We start from the raw sequence: 19,939 nt of genomic DNA on the forward strand, positions 1-19,939 counted from the left end.
TGTCCCCTTGGGATTGTTGCGGGGCCTTGCCCCATAAAAAAAGGCCGCACAATGGCGACCTTACAAAAATCGGATTAATTAGATTCCGGCGCGGTTAAACGCTTCGGGCGCCAGTTGCCGCATCTGATCCAGGGTAAGTGGCTCAAAATTCTTGTCGAGCTGCAGCGCTGCGAATTTCTCAGCGCTTAGGCCGCCATCACGCAGCAACGTGGCCCGGGTCTTGCCTATGGCGTTATCTTGATAATCATCAGGCTGGCGCTCCAGCCACTGATAATACGTTTCACTCGACGGGACATAGCCATTGGCCGAGGCCCGCGTCTCGCCCTCAGTCAGGATGTCATTGAGCGCTGAATCTGCCAGCACAGGAACAATTTTTGAACGGCATCTAAGGTGCATGGGCGGGCGCGGGCCGACATTTATCAGGTATACCGTTCCATCCAGTGAGCGACAAATTACTGTCGTTTTGTTATCCAGGGTCGCAACGAATTGGACCTTCTCGATTACATCGCCGTTTGCCGCGAAAAAAGCTTCGCTGGCCACAGACGATGTGTGCTGTATCGCCGTCCTGGCTATCGCGTCGGCGTTCTGGACGTACTGGCCGATGATGCCGTCGGCGCCGTTAAGCTTTTTCGTGCCGCGAAGCGCCGTAGTCAGTTGCTGTATCGTCTGGCCTTCATTCCACGCTCGCAGCACCGCGTTATTCGCCGCGGTGAGCGTTACCGTCTCCCAGTCTTTGATGAAGGGGTCCAGCAATAACTGGCCACGCCAGTTCCGGACGGACATCGGCGTATTGTCGAGCAAGCGAATGATTTTATCGGTATCGGGGATAACCAGTTTCGGCATGCCGGCAATCGACATCAGCGACTGATATTCAAGATTGGCCACTTCGCCGGAAATCTGGTTGCACAGATCGCGCAGCTGCTGGCCGTACGCATCAACCGGCAGCGCCATGGCCTTAGCCAGTAATTTCGATATCTCGTCGCGCTCGCCCATCGTGCCGATGATGCCGTCATAGTCCTGCAGCACATCGCCGGCGGCAGAGCGCAAATCCTTCAGCAGCGTTTGCAGCTCTTTCCCTTGCCCGGCTTTGACGCGCTCAATCAGCGACTGAATAAGAACGGCATTGTCATGTAGTTGTGTCACTGACAAAGCCTCCTAACCCGGGCGCCTCCTGGCTTATCTCATCCAATACATCTTGTGGACTAATTGACGGATCCACGACATCCATAAGCTGCAGCGAGTGAACCATGTCGACACCGCGAATTGCCCGACTCTGCCATGCGGCCACGAGCGCCGTAATGAGGTTGGAGTCAATGACTTTAGCGATGAATTCCTGACTGATCTGATAGCTGACTTTGGCGTCTTTCTGGCCCATGTAGCGAGCGCACCAGATGAGCGCCTGGGTGTAAGCCTCGGAAACGTTCGAGCAGCACATCCCAAGTACAGACGTCGCCGCTGTCTGGTCGCCGGTGGCCTGCGTTGCCGTTTTCACAGCGCTGTTTTGTTCTACCAGCCTGGCGCCGAGCGCCACCATGTAATCACGCTTGCTGTCCATGCCCTCTTTTGCCAGCATATTCGGCTCAGCCTGCGCATACGCAAAGACGCCATCCAGCGGCAGCATAATAGGGTTGCGAGAGCCCAGCTTAACGCCTGATTTTTCAAGGTGATCCCGCCACTCGGTATCGAGGCCCGAAAGATACGGCTGAACCTGCCCGCAGAAAAATAGGCTGTCTTCATAATCCGCTGAATTACGGTAATGCCCGAGGTTGATTTCAGTCAGCGGATACAGCGGGGAGTCATCTATTGTCGGGTCATTGTTTTGCGCGCCGACGAACGTAAACGGGATTTCGTCCCATGCGCCGCCAAACAGTCTACCGGGAAAATATTCTTCCGTAATGGCGTAAACACCGGTTACGTCAGTGCCCGTTTTAGTCCAAACCCGACATACAAAATTGCCGTTTTCTATGGCTAATTCACGGTATTGAATGCGGTCGACAAATCCGTACCCGTCCGGTTGCTCAATGCATTCCCTCAACACCACCAGGATCAGCTGGTCTCGGCCATTAACGCGAGTGGTGCGCCAGTTGATAATATTCTCTGTTGGATAGCTCAGAATAATGGCGCCGCTCAAATCTTTGCTGTAATCGACATAAAGCCCATGCCGTCCGGTTTCCAACACCGATTCCAGCGTTGATTGTGATTGCTGATAGACGCTGCCACCCGCGCCATCGGCATTCGTTTTCAGATACTCCATTTTATCGGACAGCGTGACGGCCGGTTCTCGGCGGTAGGCCATGCCGATCATGCCGTTTTTAGTATGGCCAGTGATGGCATAAAAGACGGCGCGTTTTAGATAATCCTCGTTGCGCCGCTTATTTCGGGCCGATTTGTCTGTCGGGTCAATTTCGGGCAGATATTTGCGCCCTTTCGCCTTAACCGCTTCCGGGCCTTTGCAAACATCACGCACCGTTTCCCAGAGCGGAAGTGCCGCCTTATATTCCGGGCGGATGAAGGTAATGTCGTTATTGGCCATTAGAATGTGGTTTCCATATTGATATCAAAAGCCGGCTTAGGCGGATTGTGCAACACGCGGTAACGGGTGCCGTCCCAGTCGTGGTCTTCCTGGTCGGTATCAACGTCATCAGAATTTTTGTCATCGCGAACCAGGACGGGAATGCGGCTGATCCAGCCACGGCAGCAATCAAAGACGTAAAAAGCGGGTTTTTCCGGCATGCCTGATTCTGTCGTTTTGCCCTCTACCACCGCTTCGAGCATGTCAGCGAACAGGGAAGCGCCGTTAATTCGTGACCCGGGTTTTTTATTCGCCTCTACCCATTTAACGCCCTGGTGCTCCATTTTCTGCGCGATGGATAACTCTTCGTCGCCGGTGTTATAAATTGCACCATCCGCGGGGCCAGGAATTACTTTATTGCAGATTCCGGGGACAATATGCATTTGCCCTTTCCCGCGCGTTTCTTCCGGTTCCGGCAGGTCCTGGCCGGCCAGCCGCGCATCGACCCATTTCACGCCTTTGGCGACGTTGGTCGATGACATATTTAGGCCTTTATTCAGTTCGTCAGGCGGACAGCCGTACCATTCACCAATGAGGATCAGTGAGCCTGCCGGCGGGCAGAATTTCTTTCCATCCGGCAACGTTGCTTCGGTCCCGTCCGTCTGCGCCCACCAAAGATTCGAAAATGGTTTCGATTCGCCCCAGTCGTGCGAGCGATCGACTGTCCATGAATCTGGTATGTGAAACGGCCTGATAACGTGCAGCGCGGCATCCCATAAATGGTCGAACCGGCCGCCGCTGGTTACATCCCATGAGCCCTCGACCCATGCCTTGCGTTTATTTGGGTCCTTGATATTCATCAGGCCGGCGATATAAACCGGATCGAGGTAGGGATTTTCTTTAAACGAGCCGTGGATAGCGACGCGCGTCAGGGTGATCGGCTCTTCCTGGCGCGTCTGCGGGTTTGGGACCATCTGCGTCTGGCGCACTATCGTTCCGCGCGGCGCCGGGTCGATGAAGCGCTTTTTGACCCACGTATGGCCGATGCCAAACGGGTTCGTTGTGCTGAAAGTCTCCAGCGGGATATTGGGCAGCAGCGAACCGTCTTTACGCGGATAGTTTTCTGGCCGGAATGATGACCGCCGGCAGGAAAACATCGATTCGTAGAAATCGGAATTTGGCTGTTTTGTCAGCTCATTGAAACCAATGAACGGGAATTCCTGCCCGTGGTAATCCCAGTAATCAGCCTCTTCCTTGCCGAACCGGAATAGCAGCTCTTCGCCGGTTGGCCATATCCAGCGCAATTCTGATGCCGACGCGAGGAAGCGGGCGCCATCCTGAAATAGGCGATACATGCGCTTCGACTGGGTAATGATATCCGCGAGGTTCTTATATTCCGTATCGAAGATGACACCGCGCCAAAACGTGCCGTATCCAAGCCCGACAATGCGCCGGAAGCGGGCGAGCTGCGCCGCTGTCTTGCCGGGCCCGCGCGTTCCTTCGAAGAGGATTTCATCACAGGGGCAACTCAACGCCAGCGACTGCGATCCGGGCAAAGGCTTCCAGACAACGTGATAACTCATTTGCCTAGAACCTCGCTTTGCTGTTTCTGAGCGGCTACCTCCCATTCTTCTGCGCTATCACAGCTCGGTACCGGCATGATGTTGTGAACGCCGTTCTTATCGCCATCGTCGTGATCGATGCCGTAAGCTTGCCGTTCGAGTGCGACCAGGTTCTTAAGCGTGTCGGAAAGGTCTTTCATCGACTTGACGCGCCCGGGCATGCTGATGATTTTCTGATAAAGGTCATTGAGCTTATCGGTGCCGTTGTCGTCCGGAGTACGCATCAACTCGCCCAGTTCTGCCAGCGCTGCAGTATCACCGGTTTCTATTTCAAGTTCGTCAAGCAGCATATTCGCCAGGCGGCGAGCGCGGGAAATATCGCCGCGGTGCTCCATGCGAACACTGGCAACTATCTCGGCATTAGCCTCAATAAGTACGCGTTCTGAAAGTGCGCTTTCACTGCGTACCTGACTGCGTACCTCTTTTTTGCGTACCAAATCATCGGCACGACTTTTAATCTTTGCTGCCAAATCTCGGGACCAGTCGTCCCGCTTAGCGCGCTTACGAATAGCGCCTTCACTGACACCATGGGCAGCACCGATCTCCCTTAAGGACAGCAAGCCAGCCCGGTAAGCCGACTCGATGGCCTCCCAATCTGGTTTGGTCATTGTTCGTTCCTTTATTTCTCTTTGCTGGCTTCATAGTGGTCCACCATGAAGTCGTTCACCTGCCGTGCTTGGCCTTAATCAGCGGCAGGAATCTTTCCACTATGCGCTGAACCAGATAGCAGAAGGTCTCGTTTGTCTGGTCATTCGGTGTCGGTAGGCCAACGATGCTGCATATCTCAAATGCCACATGGGACGCCTCATGCGCCAGGGTGGCCGCCGAACCATTGAAGACACCCAGCATGATTGTCCTGCGGTCTTTTGCTCCACGCTCCAACTCAAAGCCGTCATAGCCGCTAAAATCAAATTCTTCGCCTGTCAGCTTTTGATGTACTTCGTCGCCTGTTCTCGGTCTCGTAGCAGCACGATACGGGCGCAATTGAACAGCGGCGTTCGCATTGATGGCGGTTTTGATTTCTTCATGGTTACCACGCTTTGTGAGTAATAAAAACCGCCCGGAGGCGGTTGATTTCAATCAATAGGGCTAGGTGGTGGATCTGCTTTTTGATTTCCTCATCAACATTGAACGCGGATAGCGGCTCAGTCGATGCGACCATGAAGTATTTTCCGTCTTTGGTTTTGTGCTTGGTGATGAAGTAGGCATCATTCAATGGGAGCGTAATCTCTGCTTCAGTATCGCGCCCATAAAATTTAGCCATACGCTGGCTCTTGGCTGGTAATTGTAAAATAACATCTTCCTTCAGGCCATTCCAGACTTCGCCATGCCTTATGCCGCCCAAGATAAGGTAGTCAACATACTCTTCTTCCTGCATTTGCATTCCTTTAATAGATATAGGTATAAGCACAATACCACTGGCAATGGGCATTACTTTGTTCATGCGCACATTCTTCTGCCATGGCCTGCGCAGCCACTATGAGCCTGTAACTGGCGGCATTCGCTGTTTGCTGAAATCCCGCGCTCAGCAGAATAAGAGGAGCTGCGTCATGGCTAACGGGGTACGCGTTCGACAGCGCGGCGATGAGTAGGGTAGTGATATAATTTTATGATTAAAGTGTAAAATTCGGTTTATGATGCAGGGAATCAACTTACATAAGCTAAGGAAGACAGTATGAAAACTGCCACCTATCTTTTGTTGTTACTCATTCCCTTCGGGTCAATATCAAAATGCTTGGTAGTAGGTAATTTCAAAGGAATGTCAGCCACTATTTATTCGTCACCACCAGGGAGTCAGTATAGATATTCAGAAGATGGCATGACCAAACAATATTTTGCTGTCAACACTGACCCCAAAAATCCAAGCGTTACGCCCGGTGATTTAATTTATGCGCAACTGAGCGAAAACGCGGTTATAGGATTAGTCACAGGAAATAATCAAACAAATATTGAGACTTGGGTCATTTCGACCGATCAAAAGCATGTCTACTATACGCAATCCCGCTCTGGGTTTGGTGATTTCGATGGTTCGAAGTCTTTCATAGGGGATGTAGTTGGCCCATGTAAGTAATCACTGTCAGAGCCCATCAGGAAAAGGTGATGGGCTCTTGCGGTGACTACCGCTTTATTCGGCAGGCGTGAAATCAACGAAGTAATCTTTACCTACCTCAAATTGTTCCAATGCCGGCGGGTTGCTGATGGTCATCGAAATCTGACCGCTGGGCGTCCATTTTGACCACGATTTGTTACCTTCGCCCATTACCGCCGTTAATGTAACGAGCTGCGTATTGGGGTCAGCAGCGTAACAACGGAACTTTGCACGTACAGCCATGAGTTTCCCCTTGTAGATTTTTAGTTGGCGCCCATGAGCAGACGCGGTGGAGTGATTACAGGAATTTATCTTTCAGCGCCACCAGTGTGGCCTCGGCATTAGCGCCCAGCACAGACACGCCATGCTCAACGAAAGCAGCGAATGCCTCAAAATCAGCCCGCGCTTTTTCGAGAGGCGACAACGCCGGAGCGGCGGGCGCCTTGGTACCATTTATAGCCGCGGCGTCAATAGTCCCGACGATAGTGGTATTGCCAACCTCAACAACGCGTTTCGGCACCTCCGGCACGGCCACGAATTCCAGATTAACGGATTGCGACGCGGTTCCATCGGCCAGGGTTGCGGTGAACGTTATCGGGCCGGCTGCCGTGTTGGTAATGTTGACGGTGATCTGGCCGTTCGCGTCGGTCTGAGCGGACGCCGGCGTAACGGTACCGGCATTCACGCCAAAATTGACAGCTACTCCAGCAACCGGCGTTCCGCCGCTACCGGCGACATTAACCTGAACGGAATTGGCGGCAACGCCGTCAGCGACCTGCCCGTTGAGCAGCACAGCAAGAATTAATTGAGGCATTGGTTTATCCTTCGAATCGTTGAAGAGGCGTTTCAGCCCGGCTAAGAATTTATTCATTTCGTTGCGCCCTGGAGGCAAACATTCCGGATATAGGATTGCAGTCCGCTTACTTGGCTGGTGAGAGTGCTGAGTCGCTCGGTGAGAGTGAAATAATCCCGTTGAGCGGCGTCATCCAGTCGGGCGGTGGCTGCATCAGTTCCGCCGGCGGCGGTGGCGGGGTCGGACACTGACTTGCTATTACCTGCGGTACAGGTGGCGTGGAGCTGCAACTTACGCCTGCCAGCGGCAAGATCAGCGCGCAGAGCATCATTCTGAGTTTTCGCATTCGCTAAGTCCTGGTGATATTTCGTGTCGATGCCCGCTGCGGCCTGTTCCGCCGATTGCTGCTTTGCGAGCGCCTGGGCTAATTGAGCAGTCGCGGCATCGTCCACGGCTTTTCTGTAGTCGTCGGATGCCTTTTGAAGCGTGGCGATGTCCTGGTCTTTGCGAAGGCCCTCAACATACCAGCCCCCAGCGAACGCCACACACATCAGCGCCAGGAATACCCACAGCCGCCAATACGTTTTAAGGGTGAGAAATATTGCCGTCATGGAGTCCGCCCGGGGTTTGTGGTGTCATTGCATCGCTGACCGTGTCGATTCGTTTCTTTTCGAGGTCGTGGTGTATGCTTTGCCGCTTGCCGATCTGGTCGTTGGCGATGACCGCTGCAAAATAGGCAATGAGCATAGTGTCGGTCAGGGTGCCCTTGTACGCTTCCCAGCCAAGTACAGCGGTCACCGTGATGAAGCCAAGGCCCTTCATCCATTTGCTTAATGAGGGGCGCTCATCACCGGAGCTGTTGAATATGTCGAGCATGGGCATCAGAGGAGCGCCTTCCTCGCGATTTGATATCGGGCCTGGCGGTCCGGTAAGCCATTCAGGCCGCCATTAATCCGCCTGGTAAGGCCAATCATGTCGCCGATATCAGCGTACCCGTTGCACTTATTCGCCTGCCAGAACCAGCCGGCGGAGCGGGCAGCATTGACATCCTGCAGCAGCAAATCCGGATCCCCGACGACATCCACGTCCAGCGCGGCGGCGCATTCAAAATAGTTGTCATAGAACGTGACTTGTTTCAGCCCACGCCCGCGGTAAAGCCAGCCGTCGCCATCATGGGTATTCCCATAACGGCCGCCGTAAACGATGTTGGCAATTTGCTGCTGGCGCTCGAGGGGTACCGTTTTCTCTCCGGGCTGCCGGCCCAGGGTGGCGCGCTGTGCGTCGGTGAGCCGGGTGCCGAATATCGCCAGTCCGGCAATGGAATAATTGAACGACTCGGACAACTGGCTGAATCCGCCTGACTCGGTACCGATTTGCGCAATGAAGGCAGCCTGGCGCAGGGCGGTATCGATACCAAATTCCACCATTGCGTCGGTGAGCGGCTGAAACCAGCGCGCAGCTAACCCGGCGCTGAGATTAGCCGCCTGTTGAAATTGATCGGATGTCATTTTTTATCCTTCGATGCGTCTATCTTGTCATCGACCTGACCGACAGCCTGCTTAATCTGTTCGACCTTTGCATCCCGCTTATCGGCTCGGCGCGAGTAATCAGCGCGGATGGCTGAAATCTCAACAGAGGCTCTGTTGCTGGCAATAATCAGCCCAACGGAGAAACCACCGAAAAAGCCGGCGGCGGCTATTAACGACAAAACAAACCAGGTTTGCCAGTGGCGCTTAAATTCTTTCTTTGCGTCTTCGGTGATAGTGTTCGCTGTTCCGGTCATTGATTGGCCTCCAGCGCCGTGCGCAAGCGGCTGACCTCTTGCGTGAGTGATTGATTTTGCTGTGTCAGTAAATCGACTTGTGCGGTCAGGCTGTTATTCTGCTTGGTTAGAATTTCAACCGAGTTTTGAATTATCAGTAGCCGGGCGTCCATTTCGGCTATTTGCCGCCATTGCCCTATGCGTTCTTTATTCGCTGCGTCCCGTTCTTCTTTTAATGTTTTATTTTCTTCTTTCAGCTCTGCGAGCATTTCAACTTCCGCCTTGCTGCCTGCAATATCCGCTGAATCTTTCGCCCGCTGTTTCACGAACCACATGCCGCCGGCTACCAGGGAGACGAAAGCCGTCCCAATACTGGCCCATATGCCCGCAGTAGTTTGAATGTCGGCCATAGGGTGCCTTATGCTGATATTGTGATGTCCACCCGGAGGCGGTGAGGAAAAGGGATCGTCTGCGCTGCCGTAGGCGCAATAGGTGTGAGTGGTTGTACGTCAGATTTGGCGACGCAGACGAAAATGATAATTAATCCTATATTCCAAGAAATTTACTGTGCAAATATCAGGATTTCGCATGTACTGTAAGTTAGCTATGTTTGGAATTCAGCCCATACGAATGCCGGTACGTGCACTTAGAATCAGCTTGTACGGCTGTTTATCTCTATAAAGGAAAAATCATGTCTGAACTTGAAAATGATGTTATTTGGTTAAAATTCTCGAACGAGTCAAAGATTCAAATATTGGCAGTGAGGCTTTACAGGAATCACTGATAAATACTCTAATAATCAATCAAATACTCAGATATTTTAAAAATAAGCCGGAAACATCAGATATTGTTAATCACATCTTTGCTCAGATACAAAAATCAGTTACTAAAATGGAAAAAGGGCAAATAACAACTGACCCGCGTATAAAAAAGCTTTTGAATCAACTTTAGAAATACTCAAACCATTAAAGAATTAACATTTTCTTAGAAACCGATTTATTTTTGTTGCAATTAAGTTGAAGTCAACATTTCCAGGAGAGTTAAATGTCATATTTAGCTCTTCAAATTTTCCCAGTATCTGGATCAGCTCTAAAGAGTAATGGTTTTCTTAGTCCCTTAACCATAAGGCCGTACCGTATTGCCGCCCTTAAAATGCAAAACCCCACCGGAGCGAGGTTTAGAATTTCTATGCTGTTCAACGGGCTTTAAAATCCCATCGTTGGCGTTACGTTAGTCCATTTCACCCAAAGCTGCAATAGGTTTTAACGGGTTATGTTTTCGAGCGCAGCGCCCGCTTCGCTCTCCTCCTTATGGCACTGCGTTATCAGGTCCTCATAAAATGGCTTTAATGTGCGTGACCAGGTTTGTTGCGGTATGTCCAGGCCGATGCCGGCGAGCGCGCGGCGAACTGTTTCGGCGGGAATGCGGGAATAACCGCGGCCCTGGCATTTGCTGCAGGTCTTGTATGCGGGGATCCCGCCCTGCTCCGCTGTTTTCTCTTTGTCCACCACCTCGCCCCGACCGTTGCAGCGGCAGGAATTGCTGACCACTTTTTTACCGTTGCAGGTCGGGCATACCCGGCGGGTGATATCGTAATAGTTGAGCTTTGCCAGCATTTCACGGCCCGGCATCTGCTCAATGCTGGCGGGCAAATCCCCGCGCTCAAACATTGATACTGTTTCCCGCGTTGCGGCAAGCTTGTTCATGACAAACTGTCGTTCTTCAAGAAAGCCCTCCCCGCCGCAACTTTCGCACGTCCGGACGCTGGCCGCACTGCGGGCGTAGTCCTGATAGGCATAAATTGCCAGTAATCGCAGAGCCGGGCGCTTAACGTCATCCGAAAGCTTTTCTACTGCCCGGCACCGGTGGGCCTGAGATAGTGCGTAATGGTAAAGGTATTCCAGTGCGCCATCCGGCTTGCTGATACCCTCCTTGGACAAAAATAATTCGATACCCGGGCGAGCCTGCAGCCCGACCAACCCCAGGGAGGCCATGACATCAGTGATTGTGAGCGAATCGGAAGCCGTGGCCCTGGAGGTATCGCCAATGTGCATGCTTTTAGGTGAAAAAAACTTTGGTAATGATTCGAGTTTCAAGCGGCATCCTCCCGGTTCGCCATGAGAAATTTACGTTTTGCCTTATACTCGTCCCGGATCCGCTGGTAATCTTCAATGCGATAGCGCTTGGGCTCATGCGGACCCTCGAGCCAATCGACATAATCCTGGCCGAATTCGGCGATAAGATTTTCACGGTATTGCTGGCTGACGGTGTGATTTTTGCGTGTGTAGTGCCCGGCGCCGCCATTGCACCTTTTGCATTGCCTAAAGGCATTTTTTTCTTCGAAGCGCAGCTCTGGATGTGAGCCGACAGAAAGGAAATGGCCGCAATCCCATTTGCCGCCATGCAGGTCTGGCGGATTGATGTCACCGCAGCTGATGCAGGGGCGGTCAAAATCGCGCTCACGGATATAAGCATTGAATTCGTCTTGTGCCCTCTTCATCCATTCCGATTTTGTCGTTAATTTGTCCTTTCGTTCCCGCCAGGCGGCGCGCTCTTCTTTCTGCTGGTCGCGCTGACGCTGCTTTGCAAGCTGCGCGGCTTTCGCCCGAGCCTTTTCGGTTTGCGCCCGGCCATATTCCGCCGCACAGGTGTAAGTGCAGACAATTTGCCCCTCGCGCACCGGAGGGACCCATCCACGGCACCATGCGCATTTCCGACGAGTGGGTTTTTTCATGCCATCCGCCCAAAATAATCATTCGTATAGCGCACTTCGCGCAGCCGAACGCCATGGCCAACCGCCCACGCTTGGGAGTATTCAATCAGGCTGTTCATACGACGGATGCCCATTTGAGCGGTGCTCTCGCGGATCGGGACTAATTCGCCCTCGATGCCGGTAATCACTTCGCCGGGTTTGCCGGTGGCCACTGCATGGCCTGAGACCAGAATGGCTTTCCAGGAGACAAGCGGCCTGGTCTGGCTGGCAAAAATGATGTGCTGTTTTTCCAGGTCGCCGCATAACGCATGAAACAGGCTGTTTTGTGGAAGCGTGCGATCGGGATCGGAGAATTTCACCACCAGGGGGAAATTGGCATCCGCCGGCAGCGCTTTGATGTACTCGATGAGGTTGCGGCGGACATTGTCGTCGCGCAGATAGAAGGTTGCCTTCATGCGTCACCGCCAGGGGTAACCGCAGAATGCAAAAAATCGCTGGCGTCGTTAAACGTCAGTCGCTGGGGATTTATGCTTTGTGACTGCGCCATGGTGTTCTCCAGTGGCGCAGCAGGTCAGGCTTGTTCAGGGCCTTGATTTAATAGTATCAGAAATTTAAGTGACTTTGTAACCGGCTTTTCAAGCATTTTCGTGAAGAGCGTTGGAGTGCCGATTACCTCATCATCCCGGAGCGGCAGGAACAGTATTTTTGTAGCATGACGGTACATTACTGACCTTTCGCAATCAGGAAAATCAGCGAAAGTGGCCACAACGGTTTTATCGACGCAGCGCACTACGGCATACCCAGAGTCTGGTAAATCATCCATAAGAGGCACAATAATCACCGATTAACTGTATAAATATACAGTAATTATTATCGCCAATTCATTGCAATTGCAACGAAAAATTACCCTTTCCTTAACCTCTTTGGCGACAGAAATCACTTTTACTGATCGAAATTATGCATTTACGAAATCGAAGGTTGTCCGGTCATGGCACAGATCCTTCAATAACTTTTAGCTTTTCCCCGACCGGGATAATGGGGTCTAACGGGTCCGCGACACTGCGACGGCCCGCCGCGAAACGGGCATGGCAGCATTGACATAACATGGGTAACTTGCCGTCATAAATCATTTGCTGCTACCCCTGAGCGCCTTCACTTGCTCAAGCCTTTCAGTTAAAAAAGCCAATTCCTGACCAGCCTTATAAATTTGTGCACTCAGATCGCTTAATTTGAACTGTTGAGTTCTCACCCGTGCCCGGCAGTTGAGTTCCTCCTGTTTGAGCTTTTCCAGTCCAGTGCGGTGATCAGTAATTTCCCGGCGTAATGTTTGCAGCTCCCAGTCAACCTTCGTCTCTCCGTCTGTGACGGAATTGATCCAATCAAACGGATCAACCACAGCGCCGCATGAGCGGCACGTTAATGTGCGAAGATGATCGTCAACCAAAATCTTTGGATGGGTACACCAGCGATTTTTGCTTTTCGCGTCTGGCGCTTTTACAAAATTGCGCATTTCCTTGATGTCGGCATTGGCATCAAATCGCTTTGTGAAAACCAGTACGTTATCGCTGTCGTCTGGAGGTAAATCGGATTCATCGCTCATGCGGCCTCCGATTTGGCTTTATATCGCTCGAACCAGAAAACAACTGGCGACGGAGTTACTTGAATTTGCCCGAAGCGTTCAGCGGTGCGGAAATTGACGGAATATGCACGGGCGCGTTCAGCTTGAGCGAAAATTTCATGCCTAAATTCTTCGAGACTGAACCCGCCCTTAAATAAATTGCAGGGTGCGCATGCCGGAAAGAGATTTTCAAATGTATCCAGATGCTCATTCATCAATTCGCCAGTAGCCCGGAGTTTCCATACCCCCTTTGCGCGGGCTTTTTGGTCTATTTCAAGTATCCGCCCGACTTTTTCAACGTGGTCTGCGTGCCACCCTTTCTCGGATAACTTGCAACCGCAATAAGCGCACCGGCCACCGAATTTTTGCTTAAGTTCTTCCCGCTGCTTTTTTGATAGCTTCATGCCGCTTCCTCGGCCTTGGCCTGGCAGAGCTCTGGGATATTAGCCCGGACTAAAGCTTCAGCAAACGGCGGCGGGACGGCGTTGCCGCAGCGGGCGACCTGCTGCTCTTTCGTGTATTTTTTGCCTTTGTAATCCTGATCGATGACGTACCACGCCGGAAATCCCTGGGCGCCATAGAGTTCGGGCGGTTGCAGCATACGTAGGGTGATATCCACCAATGCCCACCAGGCACCCTGATAGCTCATCAAAACCGTATCGGCCGGTTCGGGGAAATGCTCGGGCAGGTATTTATGCAGCAGATCTGCGCACTGGCGGGCCTTTTCCCGGTGCTCCGTTGACAGGCAATCGGCCGGCACATTGACGACCTGCACTACCCCCATTCGGGCTTTGGCTGTAAGGGTGTGCACCGGTTCATCAACGCCCTGCGACTGGCCGCCGCAACTGTAATATTTGACGACGTAGGCTGTTACAAGCCGCTGATTGCTGCCGGCCGACGTTATTGTGGACATCGGCGCGTCGGCCGCGTGGCCATCGCCATCGTAAAACCCGCCATTAGCCTGCTCGAAGAATGCGGAAGTTAACGCGCTCGGTACGCTGCTGGCGGTTACTGTATTTAGCGGGGTATCGAGAGAGCGGACACCGTCACTCCAGCGTTTGGCGCCGGTACCGCACTGCTCGCCGTGGCCCATGTCTACTAGATTGCCGCAAATCAGGGCCTGTTCCCCGCGGTGCGCAGCCGTTATAGTTGGCAGCGGATCTGCTGGGGTGGTGCCTGGCCGGTCGCCGTGATGGGTCAAATGTGCCAAGTGTGCGGACACAAGGGCATGCTTATTGGCAGCAACGACAGTTCCCAGCGGAGCATTGATGTCCTGCGCCCGCGGTTGCTGGCCTTCGCGTTCGCCGTAGCCGATAGTTATCAGATGGGCGCCGACCAGCGCAGATTTTCCGCCACCGCCAGCCGTAACCGTGCCCAGCGGTTCATCGGCGCCGTGCCCTACGCTATTCCCCATGTCACGCTGGATATGCGCAGTGACCAATTCAGCGCCGACGAGCGCATGGTGCCCACCGCCAGCTGTAATTGTTGATAGCGGTTGGTCTATATCGTGGCCGGTGAGGTGTGCGTCACTGGTGCCGTGAAGGGAAACCAGCGACGGCGCAACAACCGAGAAATGTCCACCTTTGACCTGGGCGCAAAGCGTCCGCAATGGCTCATCCACCGGCATCGTCCGCTGATTGCTGGCATTGGCGTGTTCATTCAGAAACGGCGCGAGCACAGGTTTCACGACGGCGCGATGATTTTCCGTGGTAAGCGTGCCGATTGGCTGATCTACGGGGGCCGGTTTACCGCTATATTCCGAACCGCCCGCGCCGACGATGAACGGCTCTGTGTTAGTCAGGACATGGCGCCACAATCCTTTTGCGACACGACGTAGAGTATTATCGGCCAGCGCCTTTTTGCGTTCGAAAATACTCGGGCTCGGGATTTTCCAGTCAATGATTTCAGCTGCAGTGTGGAACGGTTGAAATTTTCCGCTTCGAACTTCTGGCGATTTTCTGTCACCATGCGTTTGTTTCGGCCAAGCAATCGGCCGCCCATCACAACGCATCACCATAAAGAACCTTTCCCTGATAGTCGGCGTCCCCAGATGACTGGCGCGCAATTCCCGATATTCGACGTCATAACCGAGTCCGGCAATGAGCCGGCGTCGATCCTCACTATCTGCGGCAATACCGAGGACTTCGCAACATTCATCCAGTGCAGGATGATCAGCGGCAATGCCGGTCGTCAGCATCGCTACAAATGCCGCAAAGGTTTCACCTGCCCGGGCCGGGTCAGGTCTGTGTGTACCGTCAGCCATGGTCAAAAGTGGGCCCCAGGTTTTAAACTCTTTGACGTTTTCGAGTATGCCCACCCGAAAATGGGTATCTAACGCCCAGCGAACAGAGACCCAGGCCAACCCCCTGATTTCTTTTTTGACGGGAGTGGCGCCCTTTGCCTTGCTAAAATGGCGACAATCAGGCGAAAACCAGACCAGGGCCGGGCGCCGGCCGCCGCAGGCAACCACGGGATCAACGTCAAAAACGTTTTCGCAGTAATGCAACGTGTCGGGGTGGTTTGTCATATGCATATCGATCGCGTTTTGGTCGTGATTGATTGCAATGTCCACGCTGCGCCCGATCGCCATTTCTATACCCGTACTGGCACCGCCACCACCGGCAAAATTATCAACAATAATTTCTCTCACGCTGTTGCTCCCATGGCTGCGGTTAATTTGACGGTCTGTTGGATGATGGCGTCGGTGGTCATACCGTCTAATTTCATGCGATTAATGTGACTGCGGATTTTGTTTTGCAGATCTGCCGGGAGACTGCCGGCAGCCGGTACCTGGTCGAACAGGAAATGGACCTCGGCCGGCCAGACGGTTTCCGGTACATCCGGTTTCAGTAGCGATTCAAGTTCGATAATGCGTCTGGTGGCGTATGCCAGCAGGGGATCGGATTCGGGTTTTGCTGTAGATTCGTCCTTGAGAAAGGTCATCCAATGGGTGTCTGACCTCTTGCCGGACTTATGCCCCACCACCGGCTTATGGTCAGTCAGCGCGAGAATATGACTCACCGAAATATGTGTTTCGTTCCATTTAAATATCAGTACGCCGCCGGGCCGCAGCACCCTGAACGCCTCACAAAATCCGGCGCGCAGGTCCGCCTGCCATGTCTCCTTATTCAGCACACCGTATTTTGCTCTCATCCAACTACCCCCCCTGCGCGGGCCATATGCGGCGGGTCAAACACCACCAGGCTGAAAGTGGAATCGGCGAAAGGAAGATGGCGAAAATCGGCTATCAGGTCAGGGCGAATCTCCAGGGCCCGGCCGTCACAGAGTGTATGACTTTCGGCCCTGATATCGACGAATACGGCCCGGTCATCATCATGATCAAACCAGAAGGCACGGCCGCCGCAGCACATATCAAGAATTGGCGGATTTTTCATAAGTCATTTGCCGCCTGAGTGAAAGCGCGATCGATTTTATCAATCGCTGCCACGCATGCCGTACGAACGGTTTTCTCGTAACCTTCGGTCATCTTGACGTTCGATATGTCAGAACGCATGCCGATAGTCACTTCGCCGATGAATACCTCTTTGACGTCGCCCTGGATTGAAACCCTGACAACGACTTTCGGATCGAGATTATTTGGCATGCTCGCCCCCTTCCCTCACCAGGGATATTCGGCGGTTGAAAAAGTCCACCATGCGGTTAACGCCATATGCTTCTTGTGGAGATTTATCCTCAATGATCCCCGGATAAATTTGCTGACGATTACCATCCAATCTGACGGAAATTTTTCCATCTTCCTTCAGCCGTTTAATCGCCTCATTGACAGCAGATTTACACAGACCGAGTCCTCGGGAAATTTCTGCGGAAGTAGAACCTTCATGGCTTTTTATAAAACGTGTTACGCGCTGTTTCGTTGATAGTTCGGTCATTGGTCAAATCTCGATTTTTGGTTATTTACAAAGCCCTGCTGCTTTGCGACGCAAATATTCCGCATATAGCAATTGCGCCGGCGTCGGCCCTTCCGGATGCCGGGGCGGAGCTATCTGGCGCCGAATTGGCGGCACGCTCAGCCCGTTTTTAATATGCTTAATCCACTTAGTGAGGAGTTTTTCCGCTAGCCGCTCAAGTTCTCCCTCGGTCATGCGTCGGCCGGCGCGCTGCATTTCGATGCAGATGTGATAGAGCACAGGATGGCGCCAGGGATATTCATCTGCTCCGCCGTAGCGATAAGATTCTTTGACCCATTTTTTGTGCTCTGACAAAATACCGTAGACAGTGAGCCCAAGCGGGTTCGCACCGGTAGCGGCAACCAGCGAAACGAATTCAGCTAAGTCAGGCGGCCAGGTATTGCCGGCGGCGCATTTTTCGAGGCAAGCCTGAACGACTTGACCAATCTCATTTTCAGTCAGATGACCAATCGTCGCTGCCCAGGTCGATGTAGGTATCGCCCCGTTCTTGGATATCCACCGGTCGCTGTAAATCTCGACCATGGCCTGCCACAGCCTGGACAAAATCATCTCCGTGTCGCTCGGCTGTGGCCTGCCGGAATTTCTGCATTGCTCGAGATTCACCACTGTGCTGGAGGGTTGCCTGGTTCGGTTTTCCATTGGGTGCCCCTTGTGATTTTTGGTTGAGTGCTTGACGGCGTTCGTACAGCACACTGTCGGCGAATTTCTGTTCCCACTGAACGTGGTGGAATACCTTGCCCTCGGCTTGCCAGTACGTCACGAAGCGAGAGAGCTCGGCGTCTGTGTAACCTGGATCAGGTCCGTCAAGGATTCGGTTCCAAACCCCGGCCCGTCGCCGAAAATCCTGAGAGGGTCTCCAGGCAGTGTGCATGGAGAATTTACCGATGGGTTCATCGACCTCAGGAATAAACTCCGGCTGAACAGGTTTGGGGGGTGGGGTTGGATCTTGCAAAACATCCCCATCGGTTAAAATTTTGACTTCGCCAGAGAGAGTGGTTTTATCCTTTCCCTGATCCATTCCCTGATCCATTCCTACAGGTACTTGTCCGGTATCAGTACCGTACTCATACGGTAATAACTCTAACTCTTTGATTTTACTTTCTTTACCTTTATTCACCACTTGGTGTTTTGTGAAATTTTTAATTAACCCAAAATGCTTGCCGTCAGGAGCTGAAAACATGGATAAATAACCATGGTTTGAAAGCTCCCGTATCATTACGGTAATAGGAACGGAAGGTTCCCGTAGTGGGAAAACGGCAGCCTTTATGAGTTTTGGGTTTGCGTTGAAGTATCCTTCATCGTCAGCATAATTCAGCAAACCAATTGCCAATAAGCACGCACATTCCGACGCTTCAGCCAAATCCTCGTCTGTCCAAAATTCCGGTTTGATTGTGCGTATACGAGCCATTTAGAACTCTCCGGATTGTTTTGAATCGTATGTTTGGTTATTTTTGTTTCTCTGACTCCTGTAAAGGTATTTTTCATATCGTTGGTAAAGCTCGCTAACAATCATCTGGGCGTTTCCGTTATGCAGAACAAGGGAACGACCATCAATATTTTGTCTCTTGAGGATTAAGGCAGATAATCGAATAAGCCCTTCCGCTGCAGCATCCGCGTTTCCAAAAATCTCTATCCTCAATTCTTCAAATAAATACCGTAGATTCAGTTTTGAGGGTTTATCAAAAGTAATGATCTGATAATTATCAGCTAACGCCTCTACATTTGACTTTCTTTCTAAAAGCCCAACATCAATGAAGGCCGTGTTAATTTCTTCAATTGAGCATCGAAAAAATTCTCTTGATTGATTAATCCTTGCCGAACTCAGATGTTCGTGAATTCTTTCCTCGTCACTGCGGGGATCATTAGAGAAAAAAGCTAATTCGACTTTATAGGGCAAAGGAACGCCCGTGCCGTGCGATATTTCTGCCGCCCTGGATTCCGGGTCGGTTGTGGTCATCCCTATTTTATAAAGCCCAGGCATAGCTTCATTGCTAAGGACGTACACCCACCCGCAAAGAGTAAAGCTATCCGGAATGGGCAAGGTGGTGGCGCATTCAGTAATATAATTAATCGGTGCAATAGGCTCAAAATGATGATTTTCTTCATCATCGTTTTGAGGGAACGGATTTGTGTCAAAGAAATCCATTACTCGCCATCCTTAGCGTCAACTGATGGCGCCGGGCCGGCCGCCATCGCCGCTAATGTGCTCTTGTAATTATTCAGTACCCGCAATGCTGCTCGGCACTTCTCCAAGCGCGCAAGGCGGTTCTTGGTGCGCGAAATTTCCTTCCCGAGCTCGCGCAATGTTGGGACTTCTATGGCCACAGAGGGTTTCACGAAAACGGGAATCGAATCGATAAATTCCGCCTCACTTTCACCCGGGCCGGCTGGCTGTTCATCAGGGATTTTTGCCGTGATTACTATCGGCGGCAGTTCGACAAAGCCAGGGGGGATATCGGGTGCTTCGGCTGGTTGCTCTGGTTGCTGTTCAGGCAGGCAGTAATAAAATTTGCCATTGTCGTTTCGGCGCAATACCTGGCCCCGGTTGAGAGCCACTTCAAGAATTGAGGCTATCCGCCTGGCGGTTGTGCCAGTCATCTGCGCCAAACTCTCTGCAGTTTGCGGTCCTTCACGGGTAATAATTGTAATGAGGTTATTGGCCGTAATCGCTACTTGTTCAATACGTTGCAAGGGAATTGGTGCAGAAACAGGTATTTCGGCAATCGGCAATTGCCAAAGACCATTCACCTGACAGATTTTCCCAAGGTCTTCGTGTTCGCGCAGCATTTCAAGCGCGGGGCGAATATCTATCTGCATTCGGGCGGCGATGTCCCGCGTGGTCGCCTTTTCCATCTTCCCGATGACATCCAGTAAAGTTTCCATTGGATCCCCTGTTGTTTA

27 protein-coding genes and 1 pseudogene are annotated in these 19,939 nt (G+C 52.3%); 1 reads left to right on the plus strand and 27 read right to left on the minus strand.

All coding sequences use genetic code 11. The features are described 5' to 3' along the window. Nucleotides 1-78: 78 nt before the first annotated feature. Genes GTU79_RS19525 through GTU79_RS19550 form a run of 6 tightly spaced genes read right to left on the minus strand, consistent with a single transcriptional unit; the run spans nt 79 to nt 5,578 of the window. Nucleotides 79-1,143 (minus strand): phage minor head protein, encoded by a 1,065-nt coding sequence (locus tag GTU79_RS19525; RefSeq protein ID WP_203523546.1) that lies wholly within the window; start codon nt 1,141-1,143, stop codon nt 79-81. Next, nucleotides 1,127-2,533 carry a DUF4055 domain-containing protein gene (locus GTU79_RS19530; protein ID WP_203523547.1) on the minus strand — a complete coding sequence of 469 codons (1,407 nt, stop codon included), beginning with the start codon at nt 2,531-2,533 and terminating at the stop codon, nt 1,127-1,129. Before GTU79_RS19530 ends, GTU79_RS19525 begins: the two co-directional genes overlap by 17 nt. Continuing rightward, nucleotides 2,533-4,095 (minus strand): terminase, encoded by a 1,563-nt coding sequence (locus GTU79_RS19535; protein WP_203523548.1) that lies wholly within the window; start codon nt 4,093-4,095, stop codon nt 2,533-2,535. The genes GTU79_RS19530 and GTU79_RS19535 overlap by 1 nt, the downstream gene beginning before the upstream one ends. Beyond that, nucleotides 4,092-4,742, minus strand: a complete 651-nt coding sequence (locus GTU79_RS19540) for a hypothetical protein (RefSeq protein ID WP_203523549.1) — start codon at nt 4,740-4,742, stop codon at nt 4,092-4,094. Before GTU79_RS19540 ends, GTU79_RS19535 begins: the two co-directional genes overlap by 4 nt. A gap of 55 nt (nt 4,743-4,797) precedes the next feature. Further along, nucleotides 4,798-5,214 carry a hypothetical protein gene (locus GTU79_RS19545; protein ID WP_214513290.1) on the minus strand — a complete coding sequence of 139 codons (417 nt, stop codon included), beginning with the start codon at nt 5,212-5,214 and terminating at the stop codon, nt 4,798-4,800. After that, the gene (locus GTU79_RS19550) at nt 5,165-5,578 is read right to left on the minus strand and encodes a hypothetical protein (protein WP_214513291.1); all 414 of its coding nucleotides are present in this window, start codon (nt 5,576-5,578) and stop codon (nt 5,165-5,167) included. The genes GTU79_RS19545 and GTU79_RS19550 overlap by 50 nt, the downstream gene beginning before the upstream one ends. Before the next feature lie 231 nt (nt 5,579-5,809). Between GTU79_RS19550 and GTU79_RS19555 the strand changes: the two genes are divergently transcribed. Next, the gene (locus GTU79_RS19555) at nt 5,810-6,205 is read left to right on the plus strand and encodes a hypothetical protein (RefSeq protein ID WP_203523552.1); all 396 of its coding nucleotides are present in this window, start codon (nt 5,810-5,812) and stop codon (nt 6,203-6,205) included. A gap of 54 nt (nt 6,206-6,259) precedes the next feature. On the opposite strand, the gene GTU79_RS19560 is transcribed toward GTU79_RS19555, so the two are convergent. The 21 genes and pseudogenes from GTU79_RS19560 to GTU79_RS19660 all read right to left on the minus strand — a co-directional run bounded on the left by GTU79_RS19560 (nt 6,260) and on the right by GTU79_RS19660 (nt 19,921). Then, on the minus strand, nt 6,260-6,466 hold the full coding sequence (locus GTU79_RS19560) for a hypothetical protein (protein WP_203523553.1): 207 nt from the start codon (nt 6,464-6,466) through the stop codon (nt 6,260-6,262). Between the two features lie 55 nt (nt 6,467-6,521). Continuing rightward, nucleotides 6,522-7,094, minus strand: coding sequence for an Ig-like domain-containing protein (locus tag GTU79_RS19565; RefSeq protein ID WP_203523554.1), 573 nt, complete (start codon nt 7,092-7,094; stop codon nt 6,522-6,524). Continuing rightward, the gene (locus GTU79_RS19570) at nt 7,091-7,627 is read right to left on the minus strand and encodes a lysis protein (protein ID WP_203523555.1); all 537 of its coding nucleotides are present in this window, start codon (nt 7,625-7,627) and stop codon (nt 7,091-7,093) included. The genes GTU79_RS19565 and GTU79_RS19570 overlap by 4 nt, the downstream gene beginning before the upstream one ends. Further along, nucleotides 7,602-7,898, minus strand: coding sequence for a hypothetical protein (locus tag GTU79_RS19575; protein WP_203523556.1), 297 nt, complete (start codon nt 7,896-7,898; stop codon nt 7,602-7,604). Before GTU79_RS19575 ends, GTU79_RS19570 begins: the two co-directional genes overlap by 26 nt. Next, a complete protein-coding gene (locus GTU79_RS19580; RefSeq protein ID WP_203523557.1) occupies nt 7,898-8,524 on the minus strand; it encodes a glycoside hydrolase family 19 protein in 627 nt (208 codons plus the stop codon). Before GTU79_RS19580 ends, GTU79_RS19575 begins: the two co-directional genes overlap by 1 nt. After that, a complete protein-coding gene (locus GTU79_RS19585) occupies nt 8,521-8,799 on the minus strand; it encodes a hypothetical protein (RefSeq protein ID WP_203523558.1) in 279 nt (92 codons plus the stop codon). Before GTU79_RS19585 ends, GTU79_RS19580 begins: the two co-directional genes overlap by 4 nt. Beyond that, nucleotides 8,796-9,188, minus strand: a complete 393-nt coding sequence (locus GTU79_RS19590; RefSeq protein ID WP_203523559.1) for a hypothetical protein — start codon at nt 9,186-9,188, stop codon at nt 8,796-8,798. Before GTU79_RS19590 ends, GTU79_RS19585 begins: the two co-directional genes overlap by 4 nt. An 852-nt stretch (nt 9,189-10,040) precedes the next feature. Further along, nucleotides 10,041-10,874 (minus strand): antitermination protein Q, encoded by an 834-nt coding sequence (locus tag GTU79_RS19595; RefSeq protein WP_203523561.1) that lies wholly within the window; start codon nt 10,872-10,874, stop codon nt 10,041-10,043. After that, complete coding sequence (locus tag GTU79_RS19600) at nt 10,871-11,512, minus strand: recombination protein NinG (protein WP_214513292.1); 642 nt, start codon at nt 11,510-11,512, stop codon at nt 10,871-10,873. Before GTU79_RS19600 ends, GTU79_RS19595 begins: the two co-directional genes overlap by 4 nt. Continuing rightward, complete coding sequence (locus tag GTU79_RS19605) at nt 11,509-11,946, minus strand: recombination protein NinB (RefSeq protein WP_203523563.1); 438 nt, start codon at nt 11,944-11,946, stop codon at nt 11,509-11,511. Before GTU79_RS19605 ends, GTU79_RS19600 begins: the two co-directional genes overlap by 4 nt. Before the next feature lie 116 nt (nt 11,947-12,062). Next, complete coding sequence (locus GTU79_RS19610) at nt 12,063-12,314, minus strand: hypothetical protein (protein ID WP_253073375.1); 252 nt, start codon at nt 12,312-12,314, stop codon at nt 12,063-12,065. Between the two features lie 303 nt (nt 12,315-12,617). Beyond that, the gene (locus GTU79_RS19615) at nt 12,618-13,091 is read right to left on the minus strand and encodes a hypothetical protein (RefSeq protein ID WP_203523565.1); all 474 of its coding nucleotides are present in this window, start codon (nt 13,089-13,091) and stop codon (nt 12,618-12,620) included. Beyond that, complete coding sequence (locus GTU79_RS19620; RefSeq protein WP_203523566.1) at nt 13,088-13,513, minus strand: HNH endonuclease; 426 nt, start codon at nt 13,511-13,513, stop codon at nt 13,088-13,090. The genes GTU79_RS19615 and GTU79_RS19620 overlap by 4 nt, the downstream gene beginning before the upstream one ends. Then, nucleotides 13,510-15,759, minus strand: coding sequence for a DNA cytosine methyltransferase (locus GTU79_RS19625; RefSeq protein ID WP_203523567.1), 2,250 nt, complete (start codon nt 15,757-15,759; stop codon nt 13,510-13,512). Before GTU79_RS19625 ends, GTU79_RS19620 begins: the two co-directional genes overlap by 4 nt. Before the next feature lie 275 nt (nt 15,760-16,034). After that, a pseudogene (locus GTU79_RS19630) lies at nt 16,035-16,504 on the minus strand (class I SAM-dependent methyltransferase); the annotation flags it as partial. After that, nucleotides 16,501-16,713, minus strand: coding sequence for a hypothetical protein (locus GTU79_RS19635; protein WP_203523568.1), 213 nt, complete (start codon nt 16,711-16,713; stop codon nt 16,501-16,503). The pseudogene GTU79_RS19630 and the gene GTU79_RS19635, both read right to left, overlap by 4 nt. After that, nucleotides 16,703-16,999 (minus strand): MarR family transcriptional regulator, encoded by a 297-nt coding sequence (locus GTU79_RS19640; protein WP_203523569.1) that lies wholly within the window; start codon nt 16,997-16,999, stop codon nt 16,703-16,705. Before GTU79_RS19640 ends, GTU79_RS19635 begins: the two co-directional genes overlap by 11 nt. Before the next feature lie 21 nt (nt 17,000-17,020). Next, nucleotides 17,021-17,560 carry a replication protein P gene (locus GTU79_RS19645; protein WP_203523570.1) on the minus strand — a complete coding sequence of 180 codons (540 nt, stop codon included), beginning with the start codon at nt 17,558-17,560 and terminating at the stop codon, nt 17,021-17,023. After that, the gene (locus GTU79_RS19650) at nt 17,472-18,446 is read right to left on the minus strand and encodes a DnaT-like ssDNA-binding domain-containing protein (protein ID WP_203523571.1); all 975 of its coding nucleotides are present in this window, start codon (nt 18,444-18,446) and stop codon (nt 17,472-17,474) included. Before GTU79_RS19650 ends, GTU79_RS19645 begins: the two co-directional genes overlap by 89 nt. Continuing rightward, the gene (locus GTU79_RS19655; RefSeq protein ID WP_214513293.1) at nt 18,447-19,184 is read right to left on the minus strand and encodes a GIY-YIG nuclease family protein; all 738 of its coding nucleotides are present in this window, start codon (nt 19,182-19,184) and stop codon (nt 18,447-18,449) included. Next, the gene (locus GTU79_RS19660; RefSeq protein WP_203523573.1) at nt 19,184-19,921 is read right to left on the minus strand and encodes a DUF1627 domain-containing protein; all 738 of its coding nucleotides are present in this window, start codon (nt 19,919-19,921) and stop codon (nt 19,184-19,186) included. Before GTU79_RS19660 ends, GTU79_RS19655 begins: the two co-directional genes overlap by 1 nt. Between the last annotated feature and the right edge of the window lie 18 nt (nt 19,922-19,939).

This window comes from Sodalis ligni (assembly GCF_016865525.2).
Taxonomy (GTDB): domain Bacteria; phylum Pseudomonadota; class Gammaproteobacteria; order Enterobacterales; family Enterobacteriaceae; genus Acerihabitans; species Acerihabitans ligni.